Annotated in this window: 12 protein-coding genes; 9 read left to right on the top strand and 3 right to left on the bottom strand. The window is 73.8% G+C overall.

The genetic code is table 11. The features are described from left to right. Positions 1-163: 163 nt before the first annotated feature. Both IEY56_RS18145 and IEY56_RS18140 read right to left on the bottom strand, forming a co-directional pair. Positions 164-1,873 carry a DUF5691 domain-containing protein gene (locus IEY56_RS18145; protein WP_229711984.1) on the bottom strand — a complete coding sequence of 570 codons (1,710 nt, stop codon included), beginning with the start codon at positions 1,871-1,873 and terminating at the stop codon, positions 164-166. A gap of 73 nt (positions 1,874-1,946) precedes the next feature. Further along, positions 1,947-3,404 carry an SWIM zinc finger family protein gene (locus IEY56_RS18140; RefSeq protein ID WP_189038250.1) on the bottom strand — a complete coding sequence of 486 codons (1,458 nt, stop codon included), beginning with the start codon at positions 3,402-3,404 and terminating at the stop codon, positions 1,947-1,949. Between the two features lie 133 nt (positions 3,405-3,537). Between IEY56_RS18140 and IEY56_RS18135 the strand changes: the two genes are divergently transcribed. The 8 genes from IEY56_RS18135 to sucD all read left to right on the top strand — a co-directional run bounded on the left by IEY56_RS18135 (position 3,538) and on the right by sucD (position 14,505). Continuing rightward, entirely contained in the window at positions 3,538-4,656 is a 1,119-nt protein-coding gene (locus IEY56_RS18135) for an ATP-binding protein (protein WP_189038249.1), read from the top strand. Continuing rightward, entirely contained in the window at positions 4,635-7,289 is a 2,655-nt protein-coding gene (locus IEY56_RS18130) for a DUF5682 family protein (RefSeq protein WP_229711982.1), read from the top strand. The genes IEY56_RS18135 and IEY56_RS18130 overlap by 22 nt, the downstream gene beginning before the upstream one ends. Next, positions 7,286-8,572, top strand: a complete 1,287-nt coding sequence (locus tag IEY56_RS18125) for a VWA domain-containing protein (RefSeq protein WP_189038248.1) — start codon at positions 7,286-7,288, stop codon at positions 8,570-8,572. The genes IEY56_RS18130 and IEY56_RS18125 overlap by 4 nt, the downstream gene beginning before the upstream one ends. Positions 8,573-9,049: 477 nt before the next feature. Then, positions 9,050-9,907, top strand: coding sequence for a hypothetical protein (locus IEY56_RS18120; protein WP_189038247.1), 858 nt, complete (start codon positions 9,050-9,052; stop codon positions 9,905-9,907). Positions 9,908-10,007: 100 nt separating this feature from the next. Then, positions 10,008-11,177 carry a hypothetical protein gene (locus IEY56_RS18115; RefSeq protein WP_189038246.1) on the top strand — a complete coding sequence of 390 codons (1,170 nt, stop codon included), beginning with the start codon at positions 10,008-10,010 and terminating at the stop codon, positions 11,175-11,177. A 239-nt stretch (positions 11,178-11,416) separates the two neighbouring features. Beyond that, positions 11,417-11,917: a hypothetical protein gene (locus tag IEY56_RS18110; RefSeq protein ID WP_189038245.1), complete on the top strand. Its 501-nt coding sequence runs from the start codon at positions 11,417-11,419 to the stop codon at positions 11,915-11,917. A gap of 490 nt (positions 11,918-12,407) precedes the next feature. After that, positions 12,408-13,580, top strand: coding sequence for an ADP-forming succinate--CoA ligase subunit beta (sucC, locus tag IEY56_RS18105; protein WP_189038244.1), 1,173 nt, complete (start codon positions 12,408-12,410; stop codon positions 13,578-13,580). A 40-nt stretch (positions 13,581-13,620) separates the two neighbouring features. Further along, positions 13,621-14,505 (top strand): succinate--CoA ligase subunit alpha, encoded by an 885-nt coding sequence (sucD, locus tag IEY56_RS18100; protein ID WP_189038243.1) that lies wholly within the window; start codon positions 13,621-13,623, stop codon positions 14,503-14,505. A 102-nt stretch (positions 14,506-14,607) separates the two neighbouring features. Here sucD and IEY56_RS18095 read toward each other — a convergent pair whose 3' ends face one another. After that, positions 14,608-15,723: a sigma factor-like helix-turn-helix DNA-binding protein gene (locus tag IEY56_RS18095; RefSeq protein WP_189038242.1), complete on the bottom strand. Its 1,116-nt coding sequence runs from the start codon at positions 15,721-15,723 to the stop codon at positions 14,608-14,610. A 116-nt stretch (positions 15,724-15,839) separates the two neighbouring features. Here IEY56_RS18095 and IEY56_RS18090 point away from each other — a divergent pair, with 116 nt between their 5' ends. Continuing rightward, positions 15,840-17,336 carry a cell division protein PerM gene (locus IEY56_RS18090; RefSeq protein ID WP_189038241.1) on the top strand — a complete coding sequence of 499 codons (1,497 nt, stop codon included), beginning with the start codon at positions 15,840-15,842 and terminating at the stop codon, positions 17,334-17,336. Positions 17,337-17,379 lie beyond the last annotated feature (43 nt).

The following is a 17,379-nucleotide window of genomic DNA, read 5'->3' as shown; positions in this document are numbered from 1 at the left end:
GCCCGCCGGCGCACGGACGGCCGGCGTTCCCGCGGTGCCGCACTTTCCTGCGGTGCCATGCGATCTTGGCGAAGGGCACGCGATCCTGCGGCTTCCCGCGGCACCGCCCGCGTCTGCCGTGCGGCGCCCCCTGCGTATCCACGCGGCAGGGGGCGTTCCGCGTTCACTCCTGCGGCCAGGCGGCCTCCCCGCGCAGCTCCGCCTGCATCACCGCACGGAGCTTGAGCGTCGCGACAAGCCGCATGAACGCTTCCGCCCAGTAGGCGCCCGCCCCCGGTGAACCGCCCTCCGGCTCGTCCGGGACGGCCGCCAGCGGTTCCAGCCGTGCGGCGTCCGACGGGGGAAGGCAGCGCTCGGCCAGCCCCATCGCGCCGCTGAACCGCCACGGGTACGTCCCTTGGTCGCGGGCGATCTCCAGGGCGTCGACGACGGCGCGTCCCAGTTGCTCCGTCCACGGCACCGCGCACACTTCCAGCACGCGGAACGCCTCCGTGAGCCCGTGGGCCTCGATGAAACGCGCTGCCCACTCCGCCCTTTCGGCCTCGGGGAGGACCAGGAGGAGCCCGGCCGGATCACTGTGGCCCTCGGTGAGCCGTGTGCCGGGCGAACCCGCCAACGCCCGCGCCCACTCCACGTTCCGCTGACGCACCGCGGCCCGGCACCAGGCGGCGTGCAGGTCCTGGCGCCAGCCGTCGGCCACGGGCAGCGCGACGATCTCGGCGGCGGAACGCCCGCCGAACTGCGCGTGCCACGTCGACAGCGGCGCGGACTCGACGAGCTGGCCGAGCCACCAGGCGCGCTCGCCCCGCCCGGCGGGCGGCTTCAGAACCACGCCGTCCCGCTGCATGTCCGCATCGCACTCGTGCGGGGCCTCGACCACCGCCCGGGGGGCGTCCGAGAGCGGGTCGAGCGCCACGCAGGTACGGGCGCGCGCCGCCATCCGCACCGCCAGCGCCGACTCGGGGAGGCCGCTGAGCAGTTCGGCCGCCGTCGCCCGCACCGTGCGGCTGCGGTCTCCGAGGGCTCGCTCCAGGAACTCCTCGTCCGACGGGCACAGGCCCTCGCGCAGGGAGTCGAGGAACATCAGCCGGTCCTCGGCACGCTCCTGGGACCACGTGGACTGCAGCAGGGCGAGCCCGGACGCGGCGTCGCGGCGGCGTATCGAGGCGAGCAGGGCGACGCGCTCGGCGAACAGCCCCTCCTCCCAGAGCTGTCGAGTCTCCTCGGTCTCCTGGGAGGCAGCCGCCTCACCGCCGGTCTCCGCCCCGGACGTGCCCGCCGTGCCCGTCCGCACGCCGTGGCGCAGCGCGAACCTCCAGTCCGGGTTCGTCTCGGCAAGCCAGAGGGCACGGGGACCGGCGAACTCCAGCGTCCTCGTCCGCAGGTCTGTGCGGGAGCGTGCCGCGTCGAGCAGCGCGGGGAGCTGCGCGGCCGGAGCGCGGTACCCCTGCTCGTAGGCGAGGGCCAGCCACTGGGGGAGGAGCTCGGCCAGGTCCGGGTCCGGTCCGCGGCGCCGGGCGCTGCCGGAGCCGTTGCTCTCCGGGCGGGCGGCGAGCAGCGACGCCAGGCGCCGGGACGCGGCGGGAGGAAGGGGCGGCCGGGTGTCCAGCGGGGCGGGCGGGCGGCGCGAACCGGCGCGGGCGGGCCGCAGCCCGGCTCGGCGGCGTACCGTCTCGACGGCCGCGGCGTCCAGCAGTTCGGTGGCTCCTCCTCCCCCTGGCGGGGTGCGGCGTTCGGTGCCGAGAAGCGCGGCGGCGACGAGCTCCTTCCACGCCGGGCCGTGCGGGCGGGCGGAGTTCCGTCCCGAGGCGGGGATCTCCGCTTCCTGCACTTCTCCCGCGGAGCGCTGCGCTTGCTGTGCGGTGGTGGTCATGCCCTCCCCTTCGCCGGGGTGTTCGTCGGAGCCGGGTCTGGCTGTGCGGAAGCGGGACTGCGGAACCGGTGTGTCACAGCGGCACCGCCTCGACGGCCTCTCCGGCCTCGCCGCCGCCCCAGACGGTGTAGGGGGCGAAGCCCCGGTGACCGCACTCCCCGAAGACCGTGACCGGGCGGCCGCCCGAGACCGCCGTCAGCCGCCACAGCGCCGCGGCCGACGTGCCCGGAGCCACCGGAAGCGCGAACTCTCTTGCGGCGTCGGCCAGTTGGACGACGCTGCCGTTCTCGTCCGGTATCGGGACCACGTCCGTCAGCACCGACGGCCACGCGTCCAGCCACGGGTCGTCGCACAGTGCCGCGCTGTAACCGGCCAGCGCGTCCGTCACCGTGCCGCCCGCCGGCGCGCACGCCGCGCCGTGCGGGGACGCGGTGCCGAACCGCTCGCCGAGAGTGGCGCGCAGCGGACGCGCCCCGGGGTGGTAGGCCAGCTCCGCGTCCACCGACGTGCCGACCCGCAGTGAGGTCTCGTGGCGGCGGCCCGACGGCGCGAAGGACAGCAGCAGGGCGGGACGCCCCGTGGAACGGCCGGACAACCACGTGCGACGGGCGGTCAGACGCCCCTCGTCCGTGTCCCGTTGGGAGAGCACCAGCCACTCGTCCCTGACGCGGGCCTTCTCGTCCGCCAGCAGTTCGGCGGTGTCGACGGTCAGGCCCACCCGGGTACGCACCGTCGCGGCCAGCGGTTCGGGCAGGCTCTCGAGAGCGAGGAAACCCCTGTTCAGCAGATGGAGCAGGGCGCACTCGGAGAGCAGCCTTCCCGGCCAGCCCCCGCCGGGGTCCTCGGGCCGGACGCCACCGCCCGACGCGGGCAGGGCGCCGAGTTCCCGCGTGCGCGCGGCGAGGCCGGGCGCCTGGGCGTCCACCATCCGTGCCGCCGTCTCCTCCCACACCGCACGCCCGCGCCTGTCCGCCTCCGCGAGGCCGCCGCGCAGAAGGTCCGCGAGGCGCTCCTCCAGCTCCGTGGCGCCCGCGGCGATGCGGGCGACGCGGCGCTCGGACCGGCGCCGCGCGGCCTCCGGATCGCTCGGGCCTCCGGCGGCCGCGCCGGTGCCGTCCGCCGCGGCGCGTTCACCGTCCTGCGGCGCGCCCCGGCCGCCTCCGGCCTTGCGCGCGGCCCGCGCACTCCGCCCTTCGAGCCACTTGCCCGCCCAATCGGGCGCTTCCTGCCCGTCCTCGCCGGACTGGCCGCCCGCCCACAGGAGCAGCAGCCCCAGCGCGTGCTTGCACGGGAACTTGCGGCTCGGGCAGCTGCACTTGAACCCCGGCTCGCCCTCGGTGCGGAGGTCCACGACCGTCTGGTACGGCTTGCTGCCGCTGCCTTTGCACAGGCCCCAGACGGCGCCGCCCCCCGATCCCGACTCCGGCCAGCGGCCGGCCCCGGCGAGCTTGTTGCCGGCTCTGCCCGACGCCGCGTCAGGAGCGAGCTCCATCACTTGTTCCGCCGTCCAGCGGGCCCCCACCTCAGTCATGACCGAAACGGTAGGAGCAGGCACTGACAATCCCCGGCCGCCGACTCTCGGACTCCGAGTCAGTGCAGGTCAGAGGCGTTGTGGCCGCGATTGTCAGTGGTTCGGTGCAGGCTGTGACGCACATCGACCCGCCATGTGCGAAGGGGGACTCGTGACGGATACCCGTGCCGGAAAGCAGGCACTGCGTCCGCATGCCGAAGAGGCGTTCGCGGAAGAGCTTCAGGCCCTTGCGGCAGCGGACGACAGGCCGCGCCCGGAGCGCTGGCGGCTCTCGCCCTGGGCGGTCTCGCTGTACCTGCTCGGCGGCGAGCTGCCCGGCGGCACGGTCATCACGCCGAAGTACGTGGGGCCGCGCCGCATCGTGGAGGTCGCCGTCAGCACGCTGGCGACGGACCGGGCGCTGCTGCTCCTCGGCGTTCCCGGCACGGCGAAGACATGGGTGTCGGAGCACCTCGCGGCAGCGGTCAGCGGCGACTCGACGCTGCTGGTGCAGGGCACCGCGGGCACGGCCGAGGAAGCGGTGCGCTACGGCTGGAACTACGCGCAGCTGCTGGCCAACGGGCCTAGCCGCGAGGCGCTGGTGCCCAGTCCGCTCATGCGGGCCATGTCGGAGGGCATGACGGCGCGGGTGGAGGAGCTGACGCGTATCCCGGCCGACGTGCAGGACAGCCTCATCACGATCCTCTCCGAGAAGACGCTGCCCGTGCCGGAGCTCGGCGAGGAGGTGCAGGCGGTCCGCGGCTTCAACCTGATCGCGACGGCCAACGACCGCGACCGCGGCGTCAACGAGCTGTCGAGCGCGCTCCGCCGCCGCTTCAACACGGTGGTGCTGCCGCTGCCGGAGTCCGCCGAGGCCGAGGTCGACATCGTCTCCCGCCGCGTCGACCAGATCGGCCGGTCCCTCGATCTCCCGCCGGCTCCGGAGGGCGCCGCGGAGATACGCCGCGTGGTGACGGTCTTCCGCGAGCTGCGCGACGGGGTGACCGCGGACGGCCGTACGAAGCTCAAGTCCCCGTCGGGGACGCTCTCCACGGCGGAGGCGATCTCCGTCGTGACGGGCGGCATGGCGCTCGCCGCGCACTTCGGGGACGGCGTGCTCAGCGCGGGCGACGTGGCGGCGGGCGTGCTGGGCGCGGTCGTCCGCGACCCGTCGACCGACGGCGTCGTCTGGCAGGAGTACCTCGAAGCTGTGGTGCGTGAGCGCGACGGCTGGAAGGACTTCTACCGGGCATGCCGGGAGGTCTCGGCGTGACGACGGCCTCCCGGCGTACGGGGGCGCCCGCGGGGGCGGGAGCCGGAGATCGCGGCGCGCAGCCGCTTCTGCTGGGCGTCCGGCACCACGGGCCGGGCTCCGCCCGCGCGGTGCGGGCGGCGCTGGAGGCGCGGCAGCCGGCGGTGCTGCTCGTCGAAGGGCCGCCGGAGGCGGACGGCATCGTCGAGCTGGCGGGCGACGAGGAGATGCGGCCCCCGGTCGCCCTGCTCGCGCACGTGCTGGACGATCCGGGACGGGCCGGGTTCTGGCCGCTCGCCGAGTTCTCGCCGGAGTGGGTGGCGATCCGCTGGGCGCTGAGCCGGGGTGTTCTGGTGCGCTTCATCGACCTCCCGGCGGCGCATTCGCTGGCGCTCGGCCGGGGAGCGGACGGCGGCGGTCCAGAGGCCCCGGAGGACCACGACGGTGCTGACGGGCGTGGCGAGGCCCCGGACGGCGCGACCGGCCTCCCACCCGGCGCGGCACCGGACTCCGAACCGGACGGAGGGCCCGCGCAGGAGTCAGCCGCGGCCCTGCGTATCGACCCTCTGGCGGCGCTCGCCGACGCCGCGGGATACGACGACGCGGAGCGCTGGTGGGAGGACGTGGTGGAGCACCGCGGGGGCGGTGTCTCCGCGGACGGCCCCGAGGCGCCGTTCGCGGTCCTCGGCGAAGCCATGGCGGTACTCCGCGAGCACGAGAGCGACGGCGGTGAGGGCGGCTCCGGGGGAAGCGGTGACGCCGGGGGCGAGAGCGGTGCGGGGGGAGGGCCGGGCGGCGAGGTCTGGCGTGACCGGGTGCGCGAGGCGCACATGCGGCTGCGACTGCGCGAGGCGTGCCGGGAGTTCGGTGCCGGTTCCGTCGCCGTGGTGTGCGGTGCCTGGCACGTCCCCGCGCTGACCGTGAAGGCGAAGGTCTCCGACGACAGGCAGCTTCTCAAGGGCCTGCCGAAGGTGAAGACCGAGATCACCTGGGTTCCCTGGACGCACCGCCGCCTGGCGCGGCGCAGCGGGTACGGGGCGGGCATCGCCTCCCCCGGCTGGTACGGCCATCTCTTCTCCGCCCCGGACCGCCCCGTCGCGCGCTGGATGACGAAGGTGGCGAGGCTGCTGCGCGAGGAGGACTACGGGGTCTCCTCGGCGCACGTCATAGAGGCCGTCCGCCTGGCGGAGTCGCTGGCCGTGATGCGCGGCCGGCCCTTGGCGGGGCTGAGCGAGACGCTCGACGCCGTTCAGGCCGTGATGTGCGAGGGGTCGGACGTACCGCTCGCCCTGGTCCGGGACCGGCTGGTCATCGGGGACGTGCTGGGCGAGGTGCCGGAGGGCGCCCCGGCCGTGCCGCTCCAGCGGGACCTCGCACGCCTGCAGCGCTCGCTGAGGCTCAAACCGGAGGCGGCGGAACGGGAGTTGGAGCTCGACCTGCGCAAGGAGACCGACTCCGCGCGCAGCCGCCTGCTGCACAGGCTGCGTCTCCTCGGCGTCGACTGGGGCCTGCCCTCGGCGTCCCGTACGGGGAGCACCGGCACGTTCCGCGAGAGCTGGCGGCTGCGCTGGGAGCCGGAGCTGTCGGTGCAGATCGCGGAGGCCGGGGTGTGGGGCACGACGGTCCTGGGCGCGGCGACGGCGAAGGCCGTCTCCCGGGCCGCCGACGCGGCCGCCCTCGCCGATGTCACGGCGCTCGCCGAGCGCTGCCTCCTCGCGGAACTGCCGGACGCGCTGCCGGTGGTCATGCGGGTCCTGGCCGACCGGGCCGCGCTGGACGCCGACGTCGGGCACCTCGCGCAGGCGCTGCCCGCGCTGGTGCGCTCGGTGCGGTACGGCGACGTCCGCGGTACGGATGCGGAGGCGCTGGCGGGGGTCGCCGAAGGGCTGGCGGAACGCGTGTGCGTGGGCCTTCCGCCGGCGTGCGCGGGTCTGGACGCGGACGGCGCGGCGCGGATGCGGGGCCATGTCGACGAGGTGCACCAGTCGATGGCCCTTCTCGGACAGGCGCGCGGCGAGAGTGCGACGGGGGTGCATTCTCGCTGGCGCGCCGTACTTCACCGGCTCGCCGTCCGTGACCGGATACCGGGCGTGATCCGCGGCCGGTGCGCCCGGCTGCTGCTGGACGACGGCCGGCTGGCGGAGGAGGAGGCGGCGAGGCTGATGGGCCTCGCGCTCTCTCCGGGCACCGCTCCGGCCGATGCGGCGGCGTGGATCGAGGGCTTCCTCGCGGGCGGCGGCATGCTGCTCGTGCACGACGAGCGCCTGCTCGCCCTGGTCGACCGCTGGCTGGCCCAGGTGCCGGCGGAGGCGTTCACGGACGTACTGCCGCTGCTGCGCAGGACGTTCGCGGAGTACGAGCCGGGTGTGCGGCGGACGGTGGGCGAACTCGTCCGGCGGGGGACCTTGCCGGACGCGCCCCGTGCGGACACCGGCACAGGTGAGGGAGCCGGCGGAACGGCGGCGGGCCTGTCCGGGTTCGGCCCCGGTCTGGACGTGTCCCGCGCGGACGCCGTGCTGCCGACGCTGCGGCTGCTGCTGCCGGGCGGGCTTCCCCAGGCGGAGACGGGCGGCGAGGGCGGGCCCGGGACCGGAACCGAAGGCGCACCGGCGGACCGTGTGCCGCACACCGAGCGTGAGGAGGCGGCCGTATGAACCGGACCCCGACACGAGAGCAGACCCGCACGGCTGGGGAAACGGCCGAGGACACGACTGGGGAAACGGCCGGAGACACGATCGAGGACACGGCTGTGGAAACGACCGAGGACACGAGCCCCGGAGGGAGCTCCACGGCGGAGGAGCGGTTGCGCCGCTGGCGCCTCGTCCTGGGCGACGCGAACGGCTCGGACGGCACGGGCTGCTCCCTCGAAGGCTCCGACTCGGCCATGGACCGCACGCTCCAGGCGCTCTACGGCACCCCGGCCGGCCGCGGCCGGGGACGGGGTGAGCGGTCCGGCGGTCTCGGCGGGTCGGCGCCGCAGGTGGCGCGCTGGCTGGGGGACATCAGGACGTACTTCCCTTCGTCCGTCGTCCAGGTCATGCAGCGGGACGCCATCGACCGGCTCGGCCTGTCCGCCATGCTGCTCGAACCGGAGATGCTGGAGGCGGTCGAGGCGGACGTCCACCTCGTCGGCACGCTGCTGTCCCTGAACCGGGCCATGCCGGAGACGAGCAAGGAGACGGCCCGCGCCGTGGTGCGCAAGGTGGTCGCCGAGCTGGAGAAGAAGCTCGCCACCCGCACCCGGTCGACGCTCACCGGCGCGCTCGACCGCTCGGCGAAGGTCACGCGTCCGCGCCACCGGGACATCGACTGGGACCGCACGGTCCGCGCCAACCTCAAGAACTATCTGCCGGAGTACCGGACAGTCGTGCCCGAGCGCCTCATAGGGTTCGGCCGCGCCTCGCAGTCGGTGAAGAAGGACGTCATCCTCTGCATCGACCAGTCGGGCTCGATGGCGGCGTCCGTCGTCTACGCGTCCGTCTTCGGCGCGGTGCTCGCCTCGATGCGCTCGCTGCGGACGCGGCTGGTGGTCTTCGACACCAACGTCGTGGACCTGACGGACGATCTCGACGATCCGGTCGACGTCCTGTTCGGTACGCAGCTGGGTGGCGGCACGGACATCAACCGGGCCCTGGCGTACTGCCAGACCCAGATCTCGCGTCCCGCGGAGACGATCGTCGTGCTCATCAGCGATCTGTACGAGGGCGGCATACGCGACGAGATGCTGAAGCGCGTGGCCCAGATGAAGGGCGCGGGCGTGCAGTTCGTCAGCCTGCTCGCGCTGTCCGACGAGGGCGCGCCCGCTTACGACCGCGGGCACGCGACCGCGCTCGCGGAGCTGGGTGCCCCGGCCTTCGCCTGCACCCCGGACCACTTCCCCGAGGTGATGGCGGCCGCGATCGAGAAGCGGCCGCTGCCGGTGCCGCCCGCGACGTGACTCCACATCACCCCGGCTGGACGGCCTCCGGCCCCGGCCCTCGCACGGAGCTGTCCGGACGGGCGGAGGCCGGGGCCGCCCGTCCGGGATGCCGGCGCCGGTCCGTACGGGCACCTGACAGCACGCCGATCGAGGAGTACAGCGACGCGGCCGCACGCGCGAGGGGACCGGGTCGCGCCGGAGCCCACCTGCACAAGTCCCGCTCACCCGTTCAGACGGCGCCATCCTCCGCCTGCGTCGCAACTCCCGTCCGCTGTAAGCGAGTTGAACGGCATAGCCCCTCGGAAACGGAGGTCCCGCAGCGTTCCCGCGCGAGAGCGAAAGGAGAAGTGAACACTTTGTGACGGCAGTTGCGGCGGGGGCCGGGCGGCGTGCAAAGATCTCTCCTGTCCGGATCTCCGGGCCCAGGACGCGATGAGCGTCTTCTGAGCCGCCCGTGTCCGGCGTTCTCCGAATCTCCCCGGGAAGGTTCCTGCCTTGTCAGCTGTCTCCGCTGTGCCTGCCGCTGCGCGCTCGCCGCGCTCGGCCGCCGCACGGCGGGCCGTGGTGACACTGCTCTTCCTCGGCGGTTTCCTGGCTCTCGCCTTCCTCTTCGGAAGCGACGCCCGTGCCGCCACCGCGCTGGACGGCGGGAAGGGCGAGTCTCCGGGGCAGTCCGCTGATCTGCTGACGCCGGAGAAGCCTGTCGGCGGCTCCCTCTCCGAGAAGGAGATGGCCGAGAAGCAGCAGGAGGCCAAGGAGGCCGCCGACGAGGCGGCTTCCCACGTCATCGACCCTGTCGCCGAAGGTGCCGAAGGCGCCGGGCACGTCACCCGCCCCGTCGGTGAAGCCGTCGGGGGCGTCAGTGACGCCGTGGGCCTGGGCGACCTCACCGATCGGCTGGGCCTGCAGCTCGGCAACGGCGGGGGCGACGGCACCCCGGAGGACGACGGCGACGACGAGGCGGTTAACGGAGGCGGTGGTTCGTCCGCCGGCGACGCCGACCACGCGTCGAGCGACGCCGGCCGCAAGCTGGCCCAGCGCACCCCCATCGGTGGTAGCGCCGCGGACTCCGCGCACAGCGCCGTCCGCCATGCCGAGGCCCATGACGGCATGCCCCGCGAGGGTGACGGCCTTCCCGTCCAGAGCCCCTTCCAGCAGGTCCCTCTCGCTCCGTCCGCCGGCGCCTCGCACTTCGCGAGCGACGGCAACGGTCCGCGCGGCGGACTCCAGAAGCTCGCCGGTCATCTGACCGACGTCGAACTCTTCGGGCGCCCGCAGCCCGGAGCAGTGAGCGTGGCGGCCGGTGCGCCGACCCGCGACCGCGCCTCCGAAGTCCTCGAATTCCCCGGCTAGGGCAGACCTCCACCCCGTCTGCAGTACCCGCGACCTGCCACGCGGGGGTGGACAGGTCTGCCCAAGCCGCTAGATCTCCTGAATTCGAAGGACTCTCCCCATGCACAAGAACATCCGGCGTTCCCTCATGGTCGCTGCCGCCGCCTCGGGCATCTGGGCCCTCGGCACCACCGGCGCCAACGCGGCGGAGCTGCCCGTCTCCACCGAAACCGTCACCGGCGCCGTGGACGAGGCCGGCAAGGGCGGTCTCACGAGCACCGTCGACGGTGCGGCCGGCACGCTGAAGAAGACCACCGACGGCGTGACGGAAGGCGTCGTCGGCAAGCTGCCGACCAACGGCATCCCGGAGAACGGCCTGCCGACCAACACCCTGCCCACCGCGGGCGTCTCCGAGGCCCTGGGCGACACCCTCGGCGCCGTCACCGAGGGCCGGACGGACGGAGTGACGGACGGGTTGCCGGACGCCGACGCCGCTTCCGGCGCCGTAGAGACCGCGCAGGGTGCCGCGGGCAAGGCCCTCGACGAGACGGGCCGCGCCTCCAAGGCGATAAAGGAGGCCCAGAAGGGCGTCCGTCCCGCGACCGCTCCGCTTCCCGCCCCGGCCGCCCACGACCTGACGGACCTGACCGTCACCGAGCTGCCGGCCCGTACCCTCCCCGCCGTCGACCTGCCGGGCGTCCCGGGCGTTCCCGCCCTGCCGTCGGCTCCCGGCACGGGTGATCTCGTCAACGGCCTGGCCGCCGCGAGTGTCCGTCCCGAGCCGGTGACCGGCGCGCTCAAGGGCGACCGCGCACAGCAGGCCCTCGGCACCGTCCGTACGGCCGCTTCCGCCGCGCAGCCCGTGGTGAGCGGCTCCGGCGTCGTGTCCGTGTTGCCGGAGCACGTCGGCAGCGTCATCGTCCACGTCCAGCTGGCCGCGGACCAGCTCGCCTCCGACGTCGCCGTGACCGTCGACGACGCCGCGGCCACCAGCGCGCCGTTCGCCGAGAGCACCCTGGGCCGTACGCACTGCCTGGTCCACGAGGTGGACGGCGCCGTCCTCCACTTCGGCCACGGGGTCGCCGCCGACGCCGTCCCGTACGCGCACGCCACCGCTGCCGGTCTGCACCGCAACGTGGACACCACCGTGGCGGACGCCGCCTCCGCGGTGCAGATCTACGTCGTGCCCAGCACGCGCGACCTGACGGACGCGGCCAACATCCCCGGCCTGCCCGGCGCCTCGCAGCTGCCGGTGAACGTTCCGGCCGTCCCGGCGGTCCCCGCGGTCTGATCTTCCGCCGCCCGGTCGCCGGACGGCGGACAGCGGGAGCGGGGTGGCTCAGCAAGGGGGTTGGGCCACCCCGCGGCCCGCACCGCCGTCCGGCCTCCGCGGGGCGCGGCACGTCACGAGACGCGCACGCCCCCGCGCACGGCACCGCTTGAACAGCACCGCTCACTCAACAGCGGTCACACCGTTCACGGTTCACCGTCCACCTCTCATCAACTCCGAACTACTGAATCGAGACAGCGATGCACAGGAGTAACAACGCCTCCCGTGGGTTCCTCCTCGTAGCGGCAGCCGCGGGCCTGTGGGTGCTCGGCAACGTCGGCGTGCAGGCGGACGATCCGCCCTCCAGACAGGGGACTTCGGGAGACATATCGGAGCTGACCGAGGTCATGGAGCGCTCTATGGGCAAGAACGCCCCTGGCGACGCGGACCGCAACGGGACCCGCGGCAAGGCCGGTTCGGGCGGACGGACCGACGACATGAAGGATGGCGCGGGGAAGGCGGCCGAACATGTCACGGAAGAGACCGGCAAGACCGTGCCCACGGCGCCTCCGGGTGCCGCGCGTGCGGATCTGGGCGCTGTGTCCGGCGTCACGACTACGGCCGCCGCGCCGTCCGCGCCGGGGCTGCCGGAGGACGTGGTGATCGAGGTCCCCGAGGCGGTGCCGGGGGTTCCGAGCGTGGGCGTCGTGCCCCTGTCGCTGCCCGCGCTTCCCGTCACACCGGAGGTCCCCACCCTCTGAGGGACCCACCCTCTGAGGGACCCACCCTATGAGGGAGGTCCGCCCGCCGTACGCCCCGACGGCCCGCCCGCGCGCGGGCCTGGCGCTCGTCCCGCCCTCGAGCAGGGAACGGCACGGTGCCGGGACCGGCGTGTGCGATCGGCTCCGGCCCGACTCGCCGCCGCCGCAACGGAGTTGCTCGGGTATCGCGCTGCAGTGGGACGAACCCCGCAGTGCCCCGGGCGCCGTTCGAAGATCCTCGACCCGCTCGGCCGCGCCCCCGACGGCGCGCAGAGCGGGCGGCAGGCGTGAAGGCGTCGGTGCGCTACCGGGATCACGGATCTGTGACGGTTGTCACCGCGCTGGTGTGAGCCCGGATTTATGCACCGCTCACCCGCAGGGCTAACCTGCAAGGCGGACATGCCGCGCGCCATCCGTTATGCCGCGGCCACGCGGCACGCCCACACTCACGCTGACAACCGCGAACCACTGATTAAGGGGACGTACGCGCGTGGACCTGTTCGAGTACCAGGCGAGGGACATCTTCGCCAAGCATGACGTACCGGTGCTGGCCGGCGAAGTCATCGACACGCCCGAGGCGGCGCGCGAGGTGACCGAGCGACTCGGCGGTCGCGCGGTCGTCAAGGCGCAGGTGAAGACCGGTGGCCGGGGCAAGGCCGGCGGTGTGAAGCTGGCTTCCGACCCGGCCGACGCCGTCGAGAAGGCCGGGGCCATCCTGGGCATGGACATCAAGGGCCACACGGTCCAGAAGGTCATGCTGGCCCAGACCGCGGACATCGCGGAGGAGTACTACGTCTCCTTCCTGCTGGACCGCACCAACCGCACCTTCCTGGCCATGGCCTCCGTCGAGGGCGGCGTCGAGATCGAGGAGGTCGCCGCGACGAAGCCCGAGGCTCTCGCGAAGATCCCCGTCGACGCCATCGAGGGCGTCCCCGATGCGAAGGCGCGCGAGATCGCCGAGGCCGCCAAGTTCCCGGCAGAGCTCACCGACCAGGTGGTGAACGTCCTGCAGAAGCTGTGGGACGTCTTCATCCGTGAGGACGCGACGCTCGTCGAGGTCAACCCGCTCGTCAAGACCGGCGACGGCAAGGTCATCGCGCTGGACGGCAAGGTCACGCTCGACGAGAACGCCGAGTTCCGCCAGCCCGACCACGCGGCCCTCGAGGACAAGGCCGCCGCCGACCCGCTGGAGGCGGCGGCGAAGGCGAAGGGCCTCAACTACGTCAAGCTCGACGGCCAGGTCGGCATCATCGGCAACGGCGCTGGGCTGGTCATGTCCACCCTCGACGTCGTCGCGTACGCGGGGGAGGCGCACAAGGGCGTCAAGCCCGCCAACTTCCTCGACATCGGCGGCGGCGCCTCGGCCGAGGTGATGGCCAACGGCCTGGAGATCATCCTCGGCGACCCCGACGTCAAGTCGGTCTTCGTCAACGTCTTCGGCGGCATCACCGCCTGCGACGCCGTCGCGAACGGCATCGTCCAGGCCCTCGAACTGCTCAAGAGCAAGGGCGAGGACGTGAACAAGCCCTTGGTCGTCCGCCTCGACGGCAACAACGCGGAGCTGGGCCGGAAGATCCTCAACGACGCGAACCACCCGCTGGTGCAGCAGGTGGACACCATGGACGGCGCGGCGGACCGTGCTGCCGAACTGGCCGCCAAGTAAGCCGGACGAGACCGAGATCTGACGAGGACATCGACACACCATGGCTATCTTCCTCAACAAGGAGAGCAAGGTCATCGTCCAGGGGATGACCGGCTCCGAGGGCCAGAAGCACACCAAGCGGATGCTTGCTTCCGGCACCAACATCGTCGGCGGCGTCAACCCGCGTAAGGCGGGCACCAGCGTCGACTTCGACGGCACCGACGTGCCGGTCTTCGGCGGGGTCAAGGAGGCCATCGAGGCCACCGGCGCCGACGCGACCGTCATCTTCGTACCGCCCAAGTTCGCGAAGGACGCCGTCATCGAGGCGGTCGACGCGGAGATCGGGCTCGCCGTGGTCATCACCGAGGGCATCGCCGTCCACGACACGGCGTACTTCTGGGACTACGCGTGCCAGAAGGGCAACAAGACCCGCATCGTGGGCCCGAACTGCCCCGGCCTGATCACTCCGGGCCAGTCCAACGCCGGCATCATCCCGGGCGACATCACGCAGGCCGGACGCATCGGCCTCGTGTCGAAGTCCGGCACGCTGACGTACCAGATGATGTACGAGCTGCGCGACATCGGCTTCTCCTCGGCCGTCGGCATCGGCGGTGACCCGGTCATCGGCACGACGCACATCGACGCGCTCAAGGCGTTCGAGGCCGACCCCGACACCGACCTGGTCGTCATGATCGGCGAGATCGGCGGCGACGCCGAGGAGCGGGCGGCGGACTTCATCAAGGAGAACGTCACCAAGCCCGTCGTCGGCTACGTCGCCGGCTTCACCGCCCCCGAGGGCAAGACGATGGGTCACGCGGGCGCCATCGTCTCCGGTTCGTCGGGCACCGCCCAGGCGAAGAAGGAGGCGCTGGAGGCCGCGGGCGTGAAGGTCGGCAAGACGCCGTCCGAGACCGCCCGCCTGGCTCGCGAACTGCTCGCCGGCTGACGTAATCCGGCACCAGGGGCGGCGCACGCTCCAGCCTCGTACGGGCCCGGTCCTCCGACTCGGAGGACCGGGCCCGTACGTGTACCCGACGGTGCCGTCCGGTCAGATGACCGGCAGCAGACGTCCCGGCTGCCGGTCCGGAGCGAGCGTCGCCGAGGGCTTCTTGGGGACGGGCAGCCGGGGCACGTTCCGCTCGTCGTCGGAGGCGACGAGCGCGAATCCCGCCGCCGCCACGGAGGCCGTCAGACCGAGGGCCGCGGCCGTCGCGCCCCACGAGCGCAGTGCGCCGTGGCGGCGCACGCGCGGTGCGGGCGGCAGGGTCACGGGCTGCGGCGCCGCCAACTGCCCCAGCAGGGCCGCGGTCAGGGCCGGAAGCTCCCCGTCCGCCGCGTCGCGGAGCAGGGGCACGCGCTCGGCGAGCGCGGCGCGTCCGCGGTGGAGCCGTCCCGCGGCCGCGGCGCTGCTCGCCTCCATTTCCGCCGCCGCGTCCGCGGGGTCCAACCCCAGCCCGTCGCACAGCAGGACGACCGTGCGGTACGAGGGGGGCAGGCGCAGCAGCGCGTCGAACAGCCCGCGGTCGCCAGGCGGGACGTTGCGCATCGCCCGCGCGTGACGGAACGGGCCGGACAGGCGGAAGTTGCGCCACGGAGCGAGGGCGTACCGGTACGCGGCCGCACGGACCCAGCCCGCCGGATCGGGGTCGACCGCCACTTCGGGCCAGCGCTGCCACGCCAGCCGGAAGGCGTGCCCGACGGAACGCCGCGCGAGGGACGGCCGTCCGCACAGCAGGAAGACCTGACGCGTGAGCGACGGAGCGTGGCGGTCATGGAGCCGGTCGAAGGCGTCGGCGGCGCTCCCGCGGGCGTCCGGCACGGCGGCTGTCTCCGCGGAGCCGGCAGTCGCGGGGGCGGCCTCTTCGGGGGTGGCGACGGCGGTTTCTCCGGATGTCGGCGCGGCGCATGCGGACTCTGCTGACGCGGACTCTGCTGGCACGGCCTCTGCTGGTGCGGCCTCTTCGGAGTCGGTCTCCTCGCCGGCGGCCTCTCCGCGATCGGCCTCCGCGGACGCGGCCTCGGCGGATTCGGGTTCGGATCCGGGTCCGGACGCGGGCTCCGGCGGCGGGGATTGGGGTTCCGGAGACTCCGCGGGCTCCGAACGGCCGCTCTGCGCCTGCCCGTCGCCGTCGGACTGGGGCGCGCCCTCTCGTTCCCCGCTCATGCGTTCCACCGTCGGCGCGCGGTTAGTGTGACAAAGTGCATGTGGACATAGTGGGCGACACAGCGACAAAAAGCGTGTTACCAGATCAGAACGGGTGTTGTTGACAGCATGTCGACGTGAGCCAAGTGACGCATCGCAGCCCGACGTTGTCCCCGCACAGCCGAACGAGCGCGCGGACGCAGCCGTCACAGGCCGCGTGGCTCTTCGAAGGCGTGATCGCCGCGGGGCTGGGCCTCGGTTCGCTGACGGTGCTCGTGCTGTTCCTGTGGATCATCACCCCGTACCCCGACACCGGTGCGGACACCGCCCTGCACGTGGCGGCCGACCTGTGGGTGCTGGGACACGGAAGCAGCCTCGTACGCACCGAGACCCTGTCGGGAGCGCCCGCACCCGTCGCGCTGACGCCCTTGCTGCTCATGGTGCTTCCCGTCTGGCTGCTCCACCGGGCCTGTGTGCGGGCGCTGTCGGCGGGCGAGCAGCGCCTCGGCGTTCCAGGCGGAACGGACCGCCCGGAGCCGGGTTTCCTGGCCCCCGTGGGCTGGGTCGCGGCGGGGTATCTGCTGACGGGCGCCCTCGCGGTGCTGTTCACCTCGGCCGCGCCGGTGCGGGCCGACGTCCTCAGCGCCGTGGTGCGCCTGCCGCTCTTCGTGCTGTGCGTGGCGGCGGCGGCCACGCTGACGGGGGGAGCGCGCAGCGCGCCGAATGGCGACGGGACGGCGCCCGAGCGGGCCGCGGAAGGCGCGGGCGGCGCGGGCGGTGCCACTCCAGCGGGGGCTCCCGGTGAGGCGGCGCCCGCCGGGCGCCCGCGCCCCTCGTACCTGCTGGAGACCGTGGAGCTGGTGCGGCGCCTCCGCCCCCTCCGTGCCGCGCTCGTCACCCTGGCGGTTCTCTGCGGCGGCGGCCTGCTGCTGACGGCCGGGGCGCTGCTGTGGAACCTGGACGGCGTGCGCGAGTCGTTCCCCGCGCTCGCCAAGGCGTGGCCGGGCCGGTTCGCCGTGCTGCTGCTCGTGGTCGCGCTGCTGCCGAACGCCGCCGTCTGGGCCGCGTCGTACGGGCTGGGCCCCGGGTTCGTACTGGGAGCCGGGACGCCGGTGGGTCCGTTCTCCCCGGGGGGCGACCCCGGGCTGCCGCCCTTCCCCCTGCTCGCGGCCGTCCCCGCTGACGGCGCGGGCGGGATCCTCGCCTGCGTTCTGTCCGGCGCCGTACCGCTGGCAGCCGGCGTCACCGCCGGCTGGCTCGTGGGACGTGCGGCGGTTCCCGACGGCGGCCGGCGGCCGGAGGCCGCGGGGTGGCGGAGCACGGTGTGCGCCGTCGCCGTCGTCGCGTGCTGCTGCGGCGCGGGCCTCGCCGTGCTCGCCGCCTCCTCGGGAGGGGCGCTCGGCACGCGGGCGCTGGCGGTGTTCGGGCCGAGCTGGTGGCTGGCCGGCTCGTCGGCCGCCGTCTGGGCCACGGTAGTGGGGACGCCGACGGCGCTGCTCGTACGGGCGTGGCGCCTGCGGGACCCCGGACCGGACGACGACTGGCACGCGACGTCCGCGCGGCAAGCGCGCTGGGCGGCGCTGAAGAGCGCGTCGGGCGGGCTCATGCCCGATTTCGAGCCGCGCAGGTACTGAACCGGCCGGACGGAGCACCGGTGCACGGCCGCCCTCGTCTTGC

This window comes from Streptomyces daqingensis (assembly GCF_014645895.1).
Classification (GTDB): Bacteria; Actinomycetota; Actinomycetes; order Streptomycetales; family Streptomycetaceae; genus Streptomyces; species Streptomyces daqingensis.
This window is presented reverse-complemented; position numbering and strand designations above follow the sequence as displayed.

Bases quoted from the DNA above. Each gene is read 5' to 3' on its own strand.
- IEY56_RS18145 (WP_229711984.1), bottom strand. From the start codon at position 1,873: ATGACCACCACCGCACAGCAAGCGCAGCGCTCCGCGGGAGAAGTGCAG.
- IEY56_RS18140 (WP_189038250.1), bottom strand. From the start codon at position 3,404: ATGACTGAGGTGGGGGCCCGCTGGACGGCGGAACAAGTGATGGAGCTC.
- IEY56_RS18135 (WP_189038249.1), top strand. From the start codon at position 3,538: ATGTGCGAAGGGGGACTCGTGACGGATACCCGTGCCGGAAAGCAGGCA.
- IEY56_RS18130 (WP_229711982.1), top strand. From the start codon at position 4,635: ATGCCGGGAGGTCTCGGCGTGACGACGGCCTCCCGGCGTACGGGGGCG.
- IEY56_RS18125 (WP_189038248.1), top strand. From the start codon at position 7,286: ATGAACCGGACCCCGACACGAGAGCAGACCCGCACGGCTGGGGAAACG.
- IEY56_RS18115 (WP_189038246.1), top strand. From the start codon at position 10,008: ATGCACAAGAACATCCGGCGTTCCCTCATGGTCGCTGCCGCCGCCTCG.
- IEY56_RS18110 (WP_189038245.1), top strand. From the start codon at position 11,417: ATGCACAGGAGTAACAACGCCTCCCGTGGGTTCCTCCTCGTAGCGGCA.
- sucD (WP_189038243.1), top strand. From the start codon at position 13,621: ATGGCTATCTTCCTCAACAAGGAGAGCAAGGTCATCGTCCAGGGGATG.
- IEY56_RS18095 (WP_189038242.1), bottom strand. From the start codon at position 15,723: ATGAGCGGGGAACGAGAGGGCGCGCCCCAGTCCGACGGCGACGGGCAG.